This window comes from Bacillus cereus group sp. N31, from assembly GCF_016483245.1.
GTDB lineage: Bacteria > Bacillota > Bacilli > Bacillales > Bacillaceae_G > Bacillus_A > Bacillus_A toyonensis.
In genome coordinates this window covers 76,846-95,623 of the sequence record NZ_JAEHCH010000003.1, presented here as the reverse complement: position 1 = coordinate 95,623, position 18,778 = coordinate 76,846, and the positions used below count along the sequence as shown (strand labels likewise).

The window sequence follows — 18,778 nt, the reverse complement described above, 5'->3', positions numbered from 1 at the left end:
TTATGAAACTTTTAAGCTAGTAACAATAGTTGATTATGCATTACATGATTGTTACCAGTTGATCCAGCGTCCCTCTGGATCAACACTTGCAAGTCTAACCCATCCATTTTGAACTTTTTCTCGAAATGTGAAATCATTATTTAGCAAACGTTCTATATATTTAATAGGCGCTTGAATTACAATTAGTAAACGAAGTGGTGAGTGATACGTCTCACTATCTGACTGCATAACGGATTGCCAAGGTAAGCCTGGCAACAAATCACTTGCATTTCCCTGCATAACACCGAGACCCGCCGTTACAGTTTGTGTTGTTTTGTTTCCACTACCATAATAATGAGGAGCTACAGTTGAAGCGTAATATTGTAGATTTATCCACTGAGCTACTGTTCCTGGTCCTGCAATAATGTTAGCTAATATATCGCCACTTTCATCCTGTTTCCAATCATAATTATGGAGGAAAGCCCTACCTTCTAAGTCACAATCCTGAGTTAATTTTCGTTGCCCGATAATAAAAGATGCATTACGAGCTAATCCCCATTCTGGACGTATTTCACTCCAATCTTCTGCAAATCGATGTGCCTCTTTACTCGCATTTTTTATTTTCGTTTTAAAATTTGGTAATTGCGTTAAACGCTCTCTATTTGCATGCTGGCTCACATTTGGCATAATCGACTCGATACAATCAAATGCTTCTTGCGCAGTTTCCGAAAGTTCTGGGACGTAAATCCATTCCAATTCGTCCACTGTTGTTTTATGTTCAGCTGCTGCAAAAATGGTATCCTCAGGAATTTCAATACCTTCAGCAAACAACGCTTCTCTCACTTCTGGAAGATTACATAAAGTAGCAAAAACTCTTGCATTGAATCCCCCTGCTGCTCCGCCACAAGCACCACACTCAAGTGCTGCAGCATAAGGATTGTTCGTACTCTGACTACTGTGTCCACACATTACAACTAAAGGAGCAAATTTTTCTGTCAGTCCCACCATTTTTAAAGCTTGACGCACATAGTTCACTTTTTCTTCTTTCGTAAAACCGATAGGTATCTCACCTTTTGTGTCATGAACATGATTAAGCGAGAATGTTGTATCAGGTTTTTGTAACATAGTTTTACGAAGGTTACGAATGAAACCACCAACTCCTCTTGGGACAAAGCTTCTTGTCACCATCTGTAGACCAAGTAATGGACCACTTAACTCAGGTAGCGCCATACTTGTCAGTACGTTCTGTTTCATCGTTTTAAATGTATAACGCACCGAACTACCTATCCTCTTACGTTGCTCATAAGATTTAAGTTCATTTTCATTTGTGAGCTCTTTTATTTGATGTTTCGGTTTGAGTATAACTGGCAAAGAAGGATGGTTGTTATTACTACCTAGTTCACTAGTTACAATTGGTAATCCAAAGAAACCAGCTATTCCAAATGTTTCAAACGGACCTAATTTTTCAAGGTGGCGACGAAACGGTTCTGAACGTACATCAATACAGAATGCTAATTGAGCTAATACACGCTTTTTATCATTAGTTGCACATTGTTTAGAAGCAATCTTCTCCCTTAATTGCTCTGTATGCGTCTGTTCCCAAGCTTCGAGCCAAAGTTTCTTGCGAATATTTTCATCAAAACGATAAGCAAATGTTAATAATTCGCTTTGTTCAGCTGCAGGCATTTGTAGCCATTCCTCTATTGAAATATTCCCCCAATAGATCCAAGAAGCTATAAGTGGGACGATCGAAACTTTTTTCTCAACCTTTTGATTTTTTAAAGGTAAATAAGGTTTTGCAATAGCCAACTCCATAGAAATTCGAACTGCTAAATATTCTATTAAGAGCCCCTGTTCCTGAATTGATTGTTGTGAGCGCCATCGTATCATTCCTGCCCACCCAGGTAAAGAAAGTAAGTGCCCTTCAAGGTAAGCTTGCATGTTAGATTCAGAAATTCCTAGTTCAGATAATGCTCTCGCTAAAGCTACTTGGGCATCTTGTGGCCAATCTTTTAAAACTTTACGCTCATTTTTACTGAGCGCCGGATCAAATTTAATAAGGTGTTGCCATGCCCGATAAAAACCTTTCTCTCGATTTGGCATCATCCAACTTGATCCGGAGTCATCAAGATATAATTTACACCATTTAATGATATGATAATTAAGAATATCAGATAGGTTTTCACTATTTCGATTTTCTATAAGCGAACTTATTGGCTGCATAACAGAGGCTTTCATACTTGCTGTATTTATATATATCATTTCTTCTGCCAATTTATTTAATTCTGGCGATGATAATAAACTAGAAGGTAATTTTTCTAACTTTAAAGCTGCTTGGCAAAATCGCTCTGCTTTCTCTCGCGGCATATGAAAAGATTGTGAATCCAGCCAACGAGACAAACTCATTTGTAAAAATGATTCCTCAATCTCACCTTTCGCTTTTGCCGAATGAATCATGGAGGCACTAGGATAAATATCCACATTACGAGCTTCTTTTAACCAATTTGCGACTTGTTCAAATGATTGCTTTTCAAGTCCCATCCAAGGGTGATGAGCTGCAAACGTAGAGATAGGCCAAAGTGGCGCAATAACACGGCTAGCAGATGCAACTAAATCATTTATAGTATTTTCTTGCATATCAATGTTTGTATCTTTCTTTAATATTGACGGTATGCTCATCACGAATTACCTCCCTTTGATACATAATGTTTAAGATAGCTTGGGTGACTTTCTACTGACTTCCTTCTCGCCTCACCTACTCGAACTAACCAAAGATAAAGTACAGCGAATAAAGTAGAAGATTGATTACGAGTAACGAAAGTACTAATAGCACTACTAAATAGTAAAATACATATAACAAAGATAACGGCTGGAGCTGAAGATTGAACACTTTGATAAATATCAGTATGCAACCATTTATAAAGAGAATTATGAACGGTAAAGTAAATGAGAGAAAATCCAATCAAAACAATTAAGCCAGCAATTCGTCCCATTCTTCCCTCTCCAAAAACAACAAGTTGTTTCCACGAAAAGTATAGTGACCATCCTAAGATTAACGCACTAACTAGTTGATACCCCTCTCCAGAAGTCATAAACCAGAAAGTAATTGCTATAAATAATCCTAAAACACGCCCGACTATAATCCATAAATTAGACATCTTTTCATTAGACTGCTTCACTACCCCAAAACGTTCTACTGAAGAACCAGCTTGTAAAAACAGTGTAGCTTTAAACAAACCATGTAAAATTAAATGAATAACAGCCGGTAAATAGGCGCCTAATGCACATTGAATAAGCATAAATCCCATTTGCGCAATAGTTGAACCTACTAGCTGACGCTTATAATCAACTTGGACTAAACTAATTCCTGTACCTATTAAGACGGAAATACTAGAGAAAATTAGTAAAATGATTTGTGCAATATCATCATGAAAAAGAGGTGAAAATCTAGTTAACATGATACCGCCAGCATTTACTAAACCCGCATGCATAATAGCAGAAACAGGAGTTGGAGCAACAGCTGACTCAATTAACCATCTTTGGAAAGGCCATTGTGCTGCTGGAATCATCACAGCTACTATAATTAATAAGTTAATTCCTGTTTTCTCCAATATTCCAAATTGAGCTACATTTTCATTCGTTAAAACTGATGTTAACTGCCACTGTCCAGTGACTTGAAAAAGCCAAATGATAGCTGCTAGCAAGGCGATCCAACTTATTGTAAATAAATAACTAGAAATTTTTGTTGCTTCGCTAACTACTTTCCACCCTTTATTTAGCCCTATGAGTAGAACCAATCCTATAAGCGTTGCGCCCCAACAAATAATCATGAAGCGAAGATCATCACTTAACCATGCAACAGAAGATACACCTGTAGTAAATGTAAAAAGTGCAAAGTATTTTCGATATGAGCGATCCCCCATTAAGTAACGTACAGAAAAGCGCTGAATGATTAAACCAATTGTAAGAACAAAGAAAGCCATTAACCAAGCTAAAGTATCTAGACGCCAAGGCCCCACAACTCTATCTCCATTGTTATTAACAAGTGCAAGCAAAGAAACCAATGAAGGCACAGCAGCGATACCAATATGGATATGAACAAAACGTAAAGGCATCCTTGCATTTAAAAACAATAATCCACTTAGCCAAGAAGCACTAAGCGCGATAAAAAATAATGTTAACAGTGTTGATGAACTTAGCGAAATTAACATGTAAAATACTCCCTTCCAAACGAAAATAACCTATAAAAATTCCTTTTAATTACGATAGTTTTTTTAATTTCAATTTTTATTCACTCTTTTTAGTACATCGTTTTTTCCATAAAAAAAACCGACAACTTCCATAATTCAATGATTTATATCATCATTGAATTATGGAGATTGTCGGTTTCACTTCAACTAACTTCAATAAAGTTTTTTGAAGAGCTCCCATTTTATAGAGGATAATGTAGGTATTACTCCTGTTAAAAAGAAAAATATATTTCTAATCTCCTAGATTATGCAATCAATATATCAATTTATGTTATGCGCTATCTTTTCATTAAGAAACTTTTTCATTTAGTCAATATGACATATTAAAAAAATGCTAAAGCCTTAATTATAGCAAACAGTTAAAATAAGCATCTATTAATTTTTTAAAACAATTATAAGATAAACCATATTAAGCAGTTTGTCAATTTCTTTATCCGTTTTTTAAGAGTTATTAGAATTAAGGTTTATTATACCTAAATAACTTCAAGTTTTTAATTATTAGCCTGTTAATAAAGTACAAAACTTGTAGGTTTCTTAATCCTTCCACTAACTATAAGGTATTTTTAAAATTTCTCCTCAAGATTATGAAGCAATTTAAAAATCATTACTCGTTCGCCTGTACGAGAGCTTATATCCGTATGAAAGCTTTTCACTTTCTCCCCAGTTAATTCTAGTATAATCTCTTTCAGATCATCAATTCCAGATTCAACTAGCTCCGAACGATTTTTCTTTATCGTTAGCATACCGTCTTTTGTTTCGCAAACAGTATATTCAGCCGGCGTTAAAATACCTTGTAAATTTACGATAATCATATCCCGTAATATATCTGTCTTAACGGATATAGACCCGCGTCCTAAGTAGTCCTTTTCCCAGTGAGTAATTGCTTTGCTTATCTCTGATTCAATAGAGCCTTTTGAGTTTTTCATCTATGTATCCTCCTTAAATAAAATAAATTTACAATAACAATATAATAATCTGGATTGATTTTATTTTCAATTATTGAGAAGAATTTATTGGGATTGCAAAAAGGGACTCTTATAAAATTAAGAGTCCCTTTTATATTGTTTCGATAAAAAGAAAAACAAGTAACCTCAATATTAGATTACTTGCTTTTCTTTCAAGTTTTTGAGTCGCCACTTTTTTAGGCATGAAACATGCAAAGATTAATTTATCTTGCATAGCTATCCCTTCTGATTGTAAAAAATAGATTATTTATATTATTATAAGAATAATTGTTTGTAATCACAAACGAACTTTCTCATAGTTATAAGATTGCTACGTATTAAATATTTCACTACCACAAGCAATTAATAGCGGCATTACAATGAAAAGAAATAAAAACGTAATCATTTTCTTCCTAACACACCTCAAATGCGCTTTTCCTTAGTAATGTAACGCAAAATAGCACTTAGGCATTTGTAGATTTATACAACATATTTCGAAGCAGAATACAAATAAACCCTAATACTAATGCAAATATGCCTACAAATAAAATATATTTCGTTCCAATTTGTGCAATAATTATCCCTGCGACCCCAGTACCAATTGTAGTCCCTAAATTACAAGAAGTTAAAAATAAGCCATTAGCAAAATCTGGTGAATTAGGTGCTGAAGACATCATCCAATATTGATTGACATTACCACCAATCCCGCCAAGAACACCCCAAATTACAATAAAAATTGCAGTTGGTATCGCAAGATCTGATACAAAGAAAAAGGCAAGATATAATATCATTAGAGCAATGGGATAAATGATTACCGTACGGACAGGAGCTATTGTCAGTAATCCCCCTGCAAGAATATTCCCGATAATATTTGCTAACCCATAAACAAATAGCATGATACTTATCATATACGGCGACATTTTCGTAACTACATCTAAATATTCAGCTAGATAACTATAAATTCCAAATACCGCTCCATTTAAAAAAGTTACAGCAAGTATGGATAGCCATGTGATACCTTTCGTTAAAATCTTAAGCTGCGAACCATAAGAAAGCTTTTCCTGAACAGGCATAGAGGGAATAAATACGATTGTCATAATAAACGCAAAAATATTAACAAGTGCAAAAAATGTTAATGATATTTCAAGTGTAAATACATTTGCTAAAAAGTTGACAATCGGTACACCTAAAACCATACCAGCTGAAACCCCAATAAACACTTTGGCAACTGCTTTTGGAGCTTCTTTTGCACTAACTGAAGTTGCTGCTACTGATAAAGCCATCGATACGTACACTGGATGAAAGAAAGCCGGAATTACTCGTGCAACTAAAGCAACTGTAAAATTCGTTGTAAAAATTGAAATAACGTTGCCGATAATAAAGATTGCTAGTACGAGCAACATAACCGTTTTTCGATTTACACCCGAAAAAACTAAAGGAAGAGTTGGAGCCGCAATGGCAATGGCGAGCGCGAACAAACTAACCATTAAACTTGCCTTCGAAACACTTACATCAAAATGATCTGATAATGCCGGAAGCAGGCCAATATATCCCATTTCAGTATTAAGAATACCGAAAACCCCTACTGCTAATATAAAAATTAATACACTTGTTGAATTCTTCATAAAAAACACTTCAACTCCTCTTTCACTTCTCATCAATGCTTTTGGTAATGTGATTATAAAATGGTATTATCGAGATAACAAATACCTATATTGAATACATTCCTATAACAAATAGGCATACAAAGGAGAAGAGTTTTTTGGACATACGTGTATTACGCTACTTCATTGCGGTAGCAACGCAAGAGAATATATCTGCTGCTGCAAATGCATTGCATTTATCTCAACCTACATTATCAAGACAGTTAAACAACCTGGAAGAAGAGCTTGGAACTACTTTGTTTGTACGAGGAAATCGAAAAATCACTTTAACAGACGAAGGTATGTTTTTATTAGATCGAGCAAAAGAAATTGTGGATTTAGTAGAAAAAACAGAAGCTAATTTTAACCAACAATCTGAAATTATTAGTGGAGAAATTCATATTGGAGCTGGAGAAACAGAGGCAATGCAGTTCATTGCACAAACTATAAAAAAAGTTGTTGCCCATCACCCTAACATTAAATTTCATTTATATAGCGGCAACGCTGATGACATTACAACAAAATTAGATAGTGGTTTATTAGATTTTGGTATCGTTATTGAGCCAGCAAATAAACAAAAATATGACTACTTAAAGTTGCCAGCTACTGATGTATGGGGCGTACTTATGCGAAAAGACAGTCCCTTAGCGGAAAAAGCTTATATCCATCCAACAGACTTACTAAATACACCTCTTATCATATCAAGACAAACGGCTGTAAGTAATGAATTATCAGGGTGGCTTGGAAAGGAAATTGAAAGCTTGAATGTTATAAGTACATATAATTTACTTTATAACGCATCCTTACTCGTAAAAGAAAATATAGGCTACGCATTATGTATTGATAAGCTGATTAATACGTCTGAGGAAAGTACACTTTGCTTCCGCCCCCTCTCTCCTAAACTAGAGGCAGGACTAAATATCCTTTGGAAGAAGCATCAAACATTTTCAAATGCTACAAAAATTTTTCTAACATATTTGCGGGAAGGTATGTAAATGTTTTTAATAAACGGTATAGACTTATTTCAAGGACACATCTAGCTAAAAAAGAAAAAATCTTAGATTAATTCTTTTTTTAGCAATGTGGTGGTCCCTCATCACCATCAAACTATAAAAACCAAATACCCCAAAACGAAAAAACACACGGGATTTTCGTTCTGGGGTGCTATAAATGTTTTAAGTTGATAGGTACGGGGGCTACCAGAAAAAGAAGCCTATACATGTACCACAAGCTTTTTATCTGTTGGCCGTTTGTTTGATTGATTCACTTTTACTATCTCTTTGCAGCATAATTCTCCCCATCGCTATAAGAATGGTAATAATTGAAGTGCAAAGAAGAATATTCATATCGTGTGATAGATTTCCCCCGCCAAAAATTATTGTTTGATATCCATCGGCTACATAAGTTCCAGGGAAAAGAGAACCTACAGTTTGATAAAAATTTGATAGTAATGCTTTTGGGACAATTACTCCAAAAGTAACTAATTGTATTGACAGTGATATGATATTAAATACCATACCAGCAGGACCGAATAGAACGATGAACATTTGTGTTACGCTTAAGAAAGAGAAAAAGACAAGAGTTTGGAAGATCCATGTTTCAAACAAACTTGTATTTAATTTAACATTAAATAAGGTCATTAATAATAACGTGATAATAGCTAAAATAACAGATACGACAATATTAATAACTTGTCTTGATAAGAATATAGACCATTTTCCGTGAGTGTTTTTTAATATTGTTGCAACAATATTAAGATTTAAACTCATAAGCATAGCTCCAACCCATGAAGCAAGAACAATTAAAAATGGAATCATGGTTGCTGCAAAGCCATCTGTATTGTTTGTTTTTTTGACAGATGATTGCACAGAATCAATGTTTAATGAACTTACAGCTTTCGTAATGTTTTCTGATAACTTTTGGGCCAATTCTTCTGACGGTATCACTTTACTGAGTTCGTTAGATAGGTTAGATGAAATAAGCTTTTGTTTATACGCATATACATTTTTATTAACTGTTTGCGTAATATCCTTTGCCACGCCTTCCATAATCTGTTTTGCCAAAGATGAGTTTGCTTGATTGATGAAATAGTTAATCTCTGTAGTATTATTTTCTTTCAATAGGCTTGAGAAATTTGCAGGAATTTGAATAACCATATCTAAGTTCCTGTTATCCATGTCTTTTTGGGCGTGCGTTACCGAGCTATAGCTTTTAACTTTAAAGGGCAGATTTTCCTTCAAGTTTTTTTCAATATTGGCTCCCATTTCATTATCTTCATTAACTAACCCAATTTTTAATTTGTTTATCCGATCAGTAACACCATCGTATGCAGTCATCCACACACAAAAGAAAATTAACAGAAAGGCAAATGCTGTTGCAATTCCAATGAATGTTGGGGGGAATTTAAAGAAATTTTTTAAAGTTTTCATTGTCGTACTCCTTGTTGTTTTATTATAGCAAGTACTTACTTGCATCGGGTGTAAAAAAAGACCTAGGGAGTTAGCCCCCTAGAAAATAGTTGGACACTATGTTTTAGAAAAGTCTCTTTTGAATTTGAAAATAAATTGTCACCGAAGCGTGAGTTAGAAAGAAAGTAACCGAAATTCATCCAAATAAAGTTCATCGCCTGGGCTTCCATATCAGTTTCAATAAGCTTTCCCTTTTCTCTCATCTCAATGAAATATGAAACCAAATTATCTTTTAATTGTTTAGGAATTAATGCAATTTTTTCTTTGAGCTCTGGGAACATTTCAGCTTCCTGAAAACTAATCAAAATTAAATCCTTTAACTTTTCTATATATGCAAGATATCCTTCTGCAATAGATAGCAAGTCATCTTCAAGATTCCAAGTCATCTCTCCAGGCATTAATTTATTCAATTCCATATCATGCGATAAAGATTCGACGGCTTTTTCCATAATATTCTTTTTGCTCCCGAAATTCCGAAAGATTGTTACTTCGTTTACGCCCGCTAATTCCGAAATCGAGCGTGTAGTCGTTCCCTTATAGCCATGAGTGCGAAATAGTTCTAAAAAAGCCTCAATAATACGTTCTGATGTATTTGTCATTTCATTCACGTTTCATCCAACTTTCACATAATCTTTATCCAAACCCGAATGCAAGTTGTTACTTGCACAAGTAGAATAAACCCTTTTGATAAAAAAGTCAACTTTATAAAAAAAGCCGATTTCTTTATCGTATAGGAAATCGACTTTTGGCTTAATTATTGATTTAGTAATAAAAACACCTTTTAAAATAACTATGTTTATACTATAGACGTTGATCTTTTTGGAAGTTTAGACGAAAATGATCCTCATCATTATATACCCCAAATTCATACCCTTTCTCTTTATAAAATTTAATAATTTCAGGAAGAGCTTGTAATGTTTGCGCCTTTTCATGCATTAAAACAACTTCTACTTCTTCTGTTGTCTGTTTCTTTACATTATCGATAATCTGAGTTGGATTATCTTTTAATTTCCAATCATTTGAGTCTATTGTCCAATCCCAAACTTTTATTGCTGGTTCTACAATTTGATTACGAATTTCCTCACCCTTTAATCCTGGTGCAGATCCATATGGCGGACGAACTAGTTTAGGCGTTGTACCCGTAATATTATGGATAAGAGCTAACGTTTCTTTCATCTCCGATACAAATTGTCCTTTTTTGTATAGCTTATCACTATTATGTGTCATACTATGAGCACCAATATAATGTCCTTCTTTTACTGCTCGTTTTACGTTTTCCTGAAAACCTGTATTTTGTAAATTGCTACCTTGCATAAAAAATGTCGAAGCAACATTTTGCTCTTTTAGTACATCTAAAAATTTTCCAGTTAATTCGCTAGGACCGTCATCGAATGTTAAATACACAACCTTTCCTACCGGTTTTCCATCAGGTCTTTTCTGTTTTGCTGGTGGTGTTTCTTTTTTCTTTTCTTCTTGTTGCGTATTAACTTGTTTACTACTTTCATTAGCTACTCCCTTCGCTGGGGTAGAGTTCCAATTTCCAATTATGAAGAATGTGAAAAAGGTCGTCGCTAAAACAACTCCTAAAGATATGATTGCCTTCGTTACTACACTTGTTTTTTTCTTACTTTGCGATTCTTTCATTATTTTTCGATCCTTTCCCTATTAATTTTCATATTCATTATTTATAAGGCTGAGCCTTTATTCGACTGAATCGTTAGTTTCAACCGGTGTTTACAATAAATAGATTAATAGAGATGGATAAAGATAAAATGCAGATAATGTCGAAATCAGTTAAAGAATAGCGTATCGCATCCACTCTTTAGAAAACATTTGTTTCTAATTTGAAAACTGGATATACACCCAAAATAAAAAATACTACTCTTCCTAATTAAGATTTAGAAAGAATAGTATTTTTCTATTTGCCTATTTTATTACATCGTAAAATAATTAATAATGCCATCCACAATACCTTGTTGCGATTTCGCCTGGAATTCTTCTAAATTCATTCTTTTTTCATCACTCGCATTAGATGTAAATCCTAATTCAATTAAAATAGACGGAGAAGGATTTTCTCGTAAGACAAGAAAATCACTTCCATGAACACCTCGATCTCGGCTGTCTATATTTTGATCAAAAATAGCTTCTTGTACGATCTTAGCTAACTTTTTATCTTTCCTTTTATTAGATCCATAATGAGTTGTTATTCCCTGTACATTCGTATCCTCAAAAGCATCATGATGGACGCTAATATAAAGATCCGCCGCATGGTCTTTCGCTACTTTGACACGAGCTTGCAACTCTTCCTTTTGCTTTGTTTCTGGAAGTAAACTCGTATCTTTTTCACGTGTTAATATAACTTTAGCATCCGTTCTTTCTTCTAATTCTTTCTTTATATTTTGTGCTACTTTTAAATTGAGTTCTTTTTCAATCGTTCCAAATTTCTTTCCTTTCGTCCCTCTATCTCCTCCACCGTGCCCCGGATCAATTACAATAGTTTTTCCTTTTAATCGTAAATCCTCTTGTGATATATTTTTATGCCCCTTAGCATGTATGAAACTAACTCCTGTGCCCATTATTAATATTATAAATAAAAGCAATATCGCTCTTTTTTTCATTTTAACAATCTCCTTATCAGCTTTTCATTCCGTTTCTAATGAAAATAGTAATAAATACTGATAAAGATAAAATGCAGATAATGTCGATTTTGTTTGAAAATGATAAAAACGTGTAGAACAGAAATTCTACACGTTTTTATTTAAATAGAAATAAAATAATACTCCATCTTCTGTATTCGAAACACCATACTCCGCGTCATGCAGCTCCAATATATTCTTTGAAATAGCAAGGCCCAATCCTGTTCCACCTTTTGAACGTTGACGAGACGTATCTCCTCGATAAAAACGATCCCATATTTTTTCTAAATGTTCTGGCACGATATGAGCCCCTTTATTTTCTATACATACTTTTACACGTTCATTCTCTTCTATTGTAGAAATAATAATATTCTCCTGTTCTGGTGTGTAACGAATCGCATTCGTAATAAAGTTCGTTATAACTTGTTCTATGCGATTTGGGTTTGCAACAACTTCAATTTTAGAAAATTGTTTATGAACATATAATTGCTTAGCTGTTATATCCGAAGTTAATTGCTCACATATATAATCAATCATCTCATCAATATGGAAGACATCCATCTCCATTTTATACGTACCAGATTCGAATTTTGCTAACTCCAGCATATCAATAATGAGCATATCCATTTTATCTACTTCTTTTGACATTGCTTTAAAGTAATAATCCTTTTTATTACTAGCAACGCCATCCTCCAAAATTGAAATACAGCTCTTCATAATACTTAAAGGTGTTTTTAACTCATGTGAAACACCCGCGATAAATTCTTTACGTGTATTTTCTAATTGCTTTTCTTTCTCTATATCTTGCTGTAATTGATGAATATACAAATGCAAAGCTTTAGAAAGAGTATTAATATTTTGTGATAAATCACCTATTTCATCCTTTGTCGTAATAGGTATCGTCTCTGAGAAATCTAAACCCGCAATTTTTTTTGTAGTATCATTTATTTGTAATAGTGGTTTGGCGATTTTTTTTGAGTAATAGAACGATATCAAAACAATTAAAATCAGTACAAAGATAATTAAATATACATAATAATCCTTAATCATTTGCACCGCTTCATCAACTGGTTGCAATGATGTCATAGCAAAAATATAGTTTGTCTTACCCTCTGCATCTATTGTTGGCTTGATTAAAAGTTTATATTTAATATCATTTTCTTCGTAATCCAATATTTCTGTAGAAGTAACCTCATTAAATTTTTGATCCAATAATAAATCCACCTGAAATTGCTTTATTCTATCTATAAGCACACGATTTCCATATATAAAGTTCGTTCCTACAGTCCCCTCCGGTAATTGTACATTCTGAATGCTTCCTGCTAAATATAATTGTGAACTTTCTTTTGAAGATGCGGCTTTTGGCCCATACAACCTTTCTGACAGTTGCTTGTTCTCCAGCCCAACATTCTTCTCTTTTATCGTTAACATCGCAGGGACTACTATATCCCCCTTCTGTACTCCGTCGATAATAATATGACTCCCTTGTTCTAAACTATATTTCATCCTTTGTATATCTTCTAAATTGATAAAACTATACAACGGTATATGAATGGAACGTTCAGAGAATCTCTTATCTTCGTTAGGGTCTAATTGAATTTCTACAGAAAAATCATTTGCATATTTTATATTTCCTACACGATCTAACGTTGTAATCCATGTCGCATTCTCTTGATAGAAATTTTGTTCCAATTCTTGAATCGCTTTCGCATCATCTCCAGCTTTTACATATGCTTTTTCAAAGGATTGAATATTTGTTTTAATATCATTCACTTTTCGATTTGCGTAGTATTGTTTAAAAAATATAGTTTGTCCGATAAAAATAGTTACTAAAATAAGTGTGCATAATGCTGTTGTTAAAATAAATAACTTTAATACAATTCCTTTTTTCATACTTGTCCCTCAAATTTATAACCAGCTCGTACAACAGTTACAATACAAGCTGCTTTTTGTCCTAATTTATGACGCAAATTACGAATATGACTATTAATAGTGCGATCATCCCCGGCAAATTCATAACCCCAAATTTTATTGATTAGTTGTTCTCTTGAAATTACAATTCCTTGATTTTGCATAAAATACGTTAATATTTCAAATTCTGTATGCGTCAAACTTATGTCTTCCCCATCTATGGTTACTGTACGAGAAGGAAAATGTACATGGATACCACCACTCGTTAATGTGTCTGCAGTTAATACTTTAACAGCGGAAGAATATCGGCTTTCCATTAATCGTTTTGCTCTTGCTAATAAAATAGGAGGACTATATGGCTTTGTAACATAATCATCTGCTCCTAGTTCAAATCCGAGTAAAGTATCATCCTCATCTACCCGAGCCGTTAACATAATAATAGGTACATTAGATTTCTTTCGAATTCGCCGACATACCGCCCAACCATCTAATTCCGGTAACATAATATCTAAAATAATTAAATGCACCTCATACTCTTCAAATATAGATAACGCTTCTTTCCCATCAATCGCCTCTAAGACGTTATACCCTTCGTTTAATAGATAATCCTTCATAATCTCACGTAAAATATCTTCATCTTCTACGATTAAAATTGTTCTTTGCATCTTTTATCTTCTCCCGATTTATTTTATTGTTAGGAAGAAATAGTTCATTTTATATATTAACCAATTAGCAATCTTTCACTATTTCCGTCACTACTACATACAACATAGTTATATCAAGATAATAGCATGACGATATAAAGATAAAATGCAGAGATAGTCTTACAATTGAAATGCTATTATAATTTTGTAATTGGAATGAATTTGATTTACATAAAGAACCAGGAGAAATACTATTATTTGGAGGTATCACGATGAGCCTTTTAATTAGAGAGTTAAAAACAAATGATTTAGACAATTTCCCAGAGATTGATGACAGTTTTATAGTGAATGCTCGGTTAATTCTTTCTCTTTCAAAAGTAAATAGACGCATAGAATATACAATAGAAGACGTTCCGAGTTATGAAAAAAGTTATTTACAAAATGATAATGAAGAACTGGCGTACAATGAGTATATAAATAAGCCTAATCAAGTAATTTACATAGCACTGTTACATAACCAAATCATCGGATTCATAGTATTGAAAAAAAATTGGAATCACTATGCTTACATAGAAGATATAACGGTGGATAAAAAATATCGTACACTCGGAGTTGGTAAAAGATTAGTTGATCAAGCAAAGCAATGGGCAAAAGAAAGCAACATGCCCGGGATCATGCTTGAAACGCAAAATAATAATGTTACAGCATGTAAATTTTATGAAAAATGCGGATTTGTAATTGGTGGGTTTGATTTTCTTGTTTATAAAGGTTTGGATATGACAAATGATGAAGTTGCAATTTATTGGTATTTTCATTTCAAATGAAAATGTTCTTAACGTTAAACATAAGCAAAATAAAAACCCCAATTTCTCAATTTTAATATGGAGAGATTGGGGTTAAGTTATTTAACAATATTTTTTATTTAAAACCAGTAACTAATTAATAATCCTGCTGATAATAAGAAGCCGAAAATTGTATTTGTCATCGCTGTTGATTTCATTGCGATGCGCATATACCCGGGATCCTTTGCCCCTTTTTGGAAGCTTTGAATAGCAGAGATTGGCTTTCTCAAACCTAGGAACATAACTAATGCCCAAGGGCTTATATAACCCATTAATACAATTACCGCGATCCATAAATAAGCAACGAAAAAGGCTACAGCTAGTGTTACTACAGCTTTCTCTCTCCCAAGGAGGATTACTAATGTCTTTCTTCCACCTTTAATATCTTCTTCAATATCTCGGATGTTATTTGACATGTTGATTGCACCGACTAAAATTCCAATTGGAATGGAAATCAATACACTTTCAATCGTTATCGTATTCGTTTGAATAAAGAAAGCAATAAGTACAAAACATGTCCCCATTAACAATCCAGAAACTAATTCTCCAAACGGAGTATACGCAATTGGTAATGGACCACCTGTATATAAATAGCCAACCGCCATTCCAATTAAACCGATTACGACTAACCACCAGCTACTATTCATACAAATATAAATGCCAATTAATGCTGCTACTACATACAATAAAAGCGCAACTGTTAAAACATTTTTTGGCTTCAATCCATGACGGACAATTCCGCCACCAATTCCAACGGATTCAGCAGTGTCTAATCCACGTTTAAAATCATAGTACTCATTAAATAAGTTCGTTGCTATTTGCAATGCTAAACATGCAGCCATCATCGCAATAAATAACAGCCAATCAATTTTGGCAACATAAAGTGATGCCACTGTTCCTAAAATTACAGGAGAAAACGTCGCCGTTAACGTATGCGGGCGCGTCATCTTCCATATTAATTTAGCGGAACTAATTTCTTTTTCTGTCCCCATAACTCTGTTCAAGCTCCCTACATTTTAAGTATAAATTACTAGCAGTATCTTTCTATCTATTTCCTGCGTCACATCTATTATATCAAAAAATGAATTGGTGATAGAACTGTAATGCTCTTGCTTGCACGATAACTTTGCATCAAAATATCGTTTTTTCTAATATGGGGTACAGTTGCATGCCCATCAACTTAAGAATTTCATAATACCCCCAAAACAAAAAAATTGTACATTTTCACCTGGATATGCTAATTTTCTCGTTTTGGGGTATTTGCTTTTCTTAGGTTGCTCGACTTGGACTAGCAATTGTACCTGCCGAACCGCCAAAAACTGCTAATAATTAAAAAAACTTTTTACATAACAATTTAATTCCTCGTAGTTTTCTACTAAGGGTTAAATAGTTCAAAGGGTATTCCATTTGAGGTTTAATCAAATTATGTTCTCAAATGAAATTTTGAGGTACACATTCACGAACACCGGAATTTTTCAATGAGTTAAATAAAGCTGCACTGATTCTTAATAGGACGTTGTTATCAGTTCCATCTTCTAAATCATAGATTACAAAGTATGCATTATCGACTGTAAAAATACATTTTCGTTCTAATTTAAATCCAGGTGGTACAGTTGGAAATTCATCACTTGGTACAATTACAGGTGTATCACCTTCATCTCTAATAAGATTGAAAGTTTGCTCGTCAATTTCGTAGATATTAACTGGATCAATTTCTACACCTTTATCTGGAATTGTAATTTCATCTTCAACTAATAAGAAAAAACGTTGGTTTCGAAAATTGAAAAGAGATCTTGCTCCAATTTCAAATGATGCCACTTTATATTCACCTCCTTTGCAACTTTTTTATCGATTTAAAGTTACCTTCATATGGTATGTCAGATTAATAGATTTGGTTACGGCTTGTACTACGCAAATTACTAAATTAAGAGTTTTATCATATATAAATTATTGATAACTCCCGCTAACGAGAATTATGTAAATGAGCTGTCCAAACGGATGGCTTATTTTATTTTTGCTTAGCTTGATTTTTTCCCAAATGCTGGCGATACCCCATGCCCAACTTAAGAAATTGGTAGTTCCCCAAAACGAAGAAAATTTTCGTTTTGAGGACACTTCAAAATATTAGCTTGAGGGTATGGGACTGAACCCCTAATGCTTTATTTTAATAATAATTCTTTTCATAAAATAAAACCCAGTTATCAGTCTAAACCATTTTTTAGATCTAACAATAACAAGTGTACATTTTTACCTTTCAGATAGTCTCTTTTATTCTAATTTCTTCATTTCTTTCAGCCGTTCTATATCTTTTTCTGAAGCCTTTTCTATTTTATACAATTCATAGCTACCCTTTGTCTCATTTATCACTACAAATTCAATTTCATTCCGAATATAGCTTTTAGTTTTCCCTTTTTTATAACCAATAACATTATCTAATATAGTTTCCCCACTATCTTTTTTATATAAATTATAGCTAACAGGCGGACGACCAATTACATACTTATTATCAGAAAATCCGACTATATCATCTCTCCCTAATCCTGTCGAAACACTCCAGACAAAAATAATCTGAAATATAGAAAAAACAACAATACCGCATAAGAAAACAAATAGGATTGATTTAAAAAATAACTTTAAAAATATTCTGCCCAAAAACATTCCCTCCCATTTCACCTCGAGATAGCAAGAACAAAACGTGAGTTTTGTACGCTAAGAAAACGAATTTTTATATTGTTGAAATCAATGCCATAAGAAAAAGGGTTACCGCAGTAACCCTTTTTCTTATAATACACGTCATTTAGGTAAGCTATGGATGAATAAAGTCAATCTATGAAATTTCCCACAATCTTTTAACTTCCACCAATTCCTGCCCATTGAATTCCATTCTATATATATCTGGTTTTGATGTCTGTAGTAAAAAATTCAAATCATACTTACTGTCATAATACCCCATCATCAAAGTCATTACAGCTCCATGAGTGCCTAATACTACTTTCTGTCCTCGATAGGTGTTTAATAATTCTTTTAAAACTTTTATAGCACGTTTCTGACAGTCGACATTCGACTCTCCTCCCGTTAAAGCAAAGTCGGGGTCTATGAATGATTTTTCTATCAAAGGGAATAATTCTTTATCCGACATTCGTTCCTCTTCAGCAATAAAAATTCTCTCTTTTAAGTCCTCAAATACTATAACTTCTTGTCCTATTTGCTTCGCTAACTGCTGAACAGTTAGAATTGAGCGATTGTATGGACTCGAGATAACAACGTCGATTCCCTCACCTTGTAATACATCTGTTATTCGTTGAACATCTAATTTTCCTTTTTCAGTTAATCCTCTTATCTCTTCTTTTCCGAATTTCGGTGAATCCCCGTGTCTCACCATATATATGAAAGTTTTCATAATTACCTCCAGTTTTTTAGTTTTCTTTACAATCCCTCCCTGATATTAGCATATATATCCA

Annotated in this window: 16 protein-coding genes; 2 read left to right on the top strand and 14 right to left on the bottom strand. The window is 33.6% G+C overall.

Annotated elements, in window-relative coordinates; genetic code table 11:
* Window positions 1-51 precede the first annotated feature (51 nt).
* The 4 genes from JDS81_RS06955 to JDS81_RS06940 form a co-directional block, all read right to left on the bottom strand.
* The gene (locus JDS81_RS06955) at window positions 52-2,658 is read right to left on the bottom strand and encodes a DUF2309 domain-containing protein (RefSeq protein WP_097954371.1); all 2,607 of its coding nucleotides are present in this window, start codon (window positions 2,656-2,658) and stop codon (window positions 52-54) included.
* On the bottom strand, window positions 2,658-4,190 hold the full coding sequence (locus tag JDS81_RS06950) for an NADH dehydrogenase subunit 5 (protein WP_097954372.1): 1,533 nt from the start codon (window positions 4,188-4,190) through the stop codon (window positions 2,658-2,660). The genes JDS81_RS06955 and JDS81_RS06950 overlap by 1 nt, the downstream gene beginning before the upstream one ends.
* Window positions 4,191-4,792: 602 nt before the next feature.
* Entirely contained in the window at window positions 4,793-5,155 is a 363-nt protein-coding gene (locus tag JDS81_RS06945; RefSeq protein ID WP_000798159.1) for a Na-translocating system protein MpsC family protein, read from the bottom strand.
* A 482-nt stretch (window positions 5,156-5,637) separates the two neighbouring features.
* The gene (locus tag JDS81_RS06940; protein ID WP_199688500.1) at window positions 5,638-6,831 is read right to left on the bottom strand and encodes an MFS transporter; all 1,194 of its coding nucleotides are present in this window, start codon (window positions 6,829-6,831) and stop codon (window positions 5,638-5,640) included.
* Window positions 6,832-6,935: 104 nt separating this feature from the next.
* Between JDS81_RS06940 and JDS81_RS06935 the strand changes: the two genes are divergently transcribed.
* Window positions 6,936-7,811, top strand: coding sequence for a LysR family transcriptional regulator (locus JDS81_RS06935; protein WP_000354973.1), 876 nt, complete (start codon window positions 6,936-6,938; stop codon window positions 7,809-7,811).
* 240 nt (window positions 7,812-8,051) lie between these two features.
* Here JDS81_RS06935 and JDS81_RS06930 read toward each other — a convergent pair whose 3' ends face one another.
* From JDS81_RS06930 to JDS81_RS06905, 6 genes are all read right to left on the bottom strand, one after another.
* Window positions 8,052-9,245: a YhgE/Pip domain-containing protein gene (locus JDS81_RS06930; RefSeq protein ID WP_097954374.1), complete on the bottom strand. Its 1,194-nt coding sequence runs from the start codon at window positions 9,243-9,245 to the stop codon at window positions 8,052-8,054.
* Window positions 9,246-9,307: 62 nt separating this feature from the next.
* On the bottom strand, window positions 9,308-9,892 hold the full coding sequence (locus tag JDS81_RS06925; RefSeq protein WP_001004643.1) for a TetR/AcrR family transcriptional regulator: 585 nt from the start codon (window positions 9,890-9,892) through the stop codon (window positions 9,308-9,310).
* A 193-nt stretch (window positions 9,893-10,085) separates the two neighbouring features.
* Window positions 10,086-10,928, bottom strand: coding sequence for a polysaccharide deacetylase family protein (locus tag JDS81_RS06920; protein WP_097954375.1), 843 nt, complete (start codon window positions 10,926-10,928; stop codon window positions 10,086-10,088).
* Between the two features lie 290 nt (window positions 10,929-11,218).
* The gene (locus tag JDS81_RS06915) at window positions 11,219-11,902 is read right to left on the bottom strand and encodes an N-acetylmuramoyl-L-alanine amidase family protein (protein WP_097954376.1); all 684 of its coding nucleotides are present in this window, start codon (window positions 11,900-11,902) and stop codon (window positions 11,219-11,221) included.
* Window positions 11,903-12,028: 126 nt separating this feature from the next.
* On the bottom strand, window positions 12,029-13,813 hold the full coding sequence (locus JDS81_RS06910; RefSeq protein WP_097954377.1) for a sensor histidine kinase: 1,785 nt from the start codon (window positions 13,811-13,813) through the stop codon (window positions 12,029-12,031).
* A complete protein-coding gene (locus JDS81_RS06905) occupies window positions 13,810-14,496 on the bottom strand; it encodes a response regulator transcription factor (protein ID WP_097954378.1) in 687 nt (228 codons plus the stop codon). Before JDS81_RS06905 ends, JDS81_RS06910 begins: the two co-directional genes overlap by 4 nt.
* Window positions 14,497-14,747: 251 nt before the next feature.
* Here JDS81_RS06905 and satA point away from each other — a divergent pair, with 251 nt between their 5' ends.
* The gene (satA, locus tag JDS81_RS06900; RefSeq protein ID WP_097954379.1) at window positions 14,748-15,299 is read left to right on the top strand and encodes a streptothricin N-acetyltransferase SatA; all 552 of its coding nucleotides are present in this window, start codon (window positions 14,748-14,750) and stop codon (window positions 15,297-15,299) included.
* A 98-nt stretch (window positions 15,300-15,397) separates the two neighbouring features.
* On the opposite strand, the gene menA is transcribed toward satA, so the two are convergent.
* The 4 genes from menA to JDS81_RS06880 form a co-directional block, all read right to left on the bottom strand.
* Window positions 15,398-16,309: a 1,4-dihydroxy-2-naphthoate polyprenyltransferase gene (menA, locus tag JDS81_RS06895; RefSeq protein ID WP_097954380.1), complete on the bottom strand. Its 912-nt coding sequence runs from the start codon at window positions 16,307-16,309 to the stop codon at window positions 15,398-15,400.
* A 439-nt stretch (window positions 16,310-16,748) separates the two neighbouring features.
* Complete coding sequence (locus JDS81_RS06890) at window positions 16,749-17,135, bottom strand: hypothetical protein (protein WP_000135755.1); 387 nt, start codon at window positions 17,133-17,135, stop codon at window positions 16,749-16,751.
* Window positions 17,136-17,585: 450 nt separating this feature from the next.
* Window positions 17,586-17,969: a hypothetical protein gene (locus JDS81_RS06885; RefSeq protein WP_000532580.1), complete on the bottom strand. Its 384-nt coding sequence runs from the start codon at window positions 17,967-17,969 to the stop codon at window positions 17,586-17,588.
* Window positions 17,970-18,144: 175 nt separating this feature from the next.
* The gene (locus tag JDS81_RS06880) at window positions 18,145-18,717 is read right to left on the bottom strand and encodes a histidine phosphatase family protein (RefSeq protein ID WP_097954381.1); all 573 of its coding nucleotides are present in this window, start codon (window positions 18,715-18,717) and stop codon (window positions 18,145-18,147) included.
* Window positions 18,718-18,778: the final 61 nt, after the last annotated feature.

Excerpts from the sequence above, each read along its gene's own strand:
- JDS81_RS06955 (WP_097954371.1), bottom strand. The coding sequence starts at position 2,658 with ATGAGCATACCGTCAATATTAAAGAAAGATACAAACATTGATATGCAA.
- JDS81_RS06950 (WP_097954372.1), bottom strand. The coding sequence starts at position 4,190 with ATGTTAATTTCGCTAAGTTCATCAACACTGTTAACATTATTTTTTATC.
- JDS81_RS06945 (WP_000798159.1), bottom strand. The coding sequence starts at position 5,155 with ATGAAAAACTCAAAAGGCTCTATTGAATCAGAGATAAGCAAAGCAATT.
- JDS81_RS06940 (WP_199688500.1), bottom strand. The coding sequence starts at position 6,831 with ATGAGAAGTGAAAGAGGAGTTGAAGTGTTTTTTATGAAGAATTCAACA.
- JDS81_RS06930 (WP_097954374.1), bottom strand. The coding sequence starts at position 9,245 with ATGAAAACTTTAAAAAATTTCTTTAAATTCCCCCCAACATTCATTGGA.
- JDS81_RS06920 (WP_097954375.1), bottom strand. The coding sequence starts at position 10,928 with ATGAAAGAATCGCAAAGTAAGAAAAAAACAAGTGTAGTAACGAAGGCA.
- JDS81_RS06915 (WP_097954376.1), bottom strand. The coding sequence starts at position 11,902 with ATGAAAAAAAGAGCGATATTGCTTTTATTTATAATATTAATAATGGGC.
- JDS81_RS06910 (WP_097954377.1), bottom strand. The coding sequence starts at position 13,813 with ATGAAAAAAGGAATTGTATTAAAGTTATTTATTTTAACAACAGCATTA.
- JDS81_RS06905 (WP_097954378.1), bottom strand. The coding sequence starts at position 14,496 with ATGCAAAGAACAATTTTAATCGTAGAAGATGAAGATATTTTACGTGAG.
- satA (WP_097954379.1), top strand. The coding sequence starts at position 14,748 with ATGAGCCTTTTAATTAGAGAGTTAAAAACAAATGATTTAGACAATTTC.
- menA (WP_097954380.1), bottom strand. The coding sequence starts at position 16,309 with ATGGGGACAGAAAAAGAAATTAGTTCCGCTAAATTAATATGGAAGATG.
- JDS81_RS06880 (WP_097954381.1), bottom strand. The coding sequence starts at position 18,717 with ATGAAAACTTTCATATATATGGTGAGACACGGGGATTCACCGAAATTC.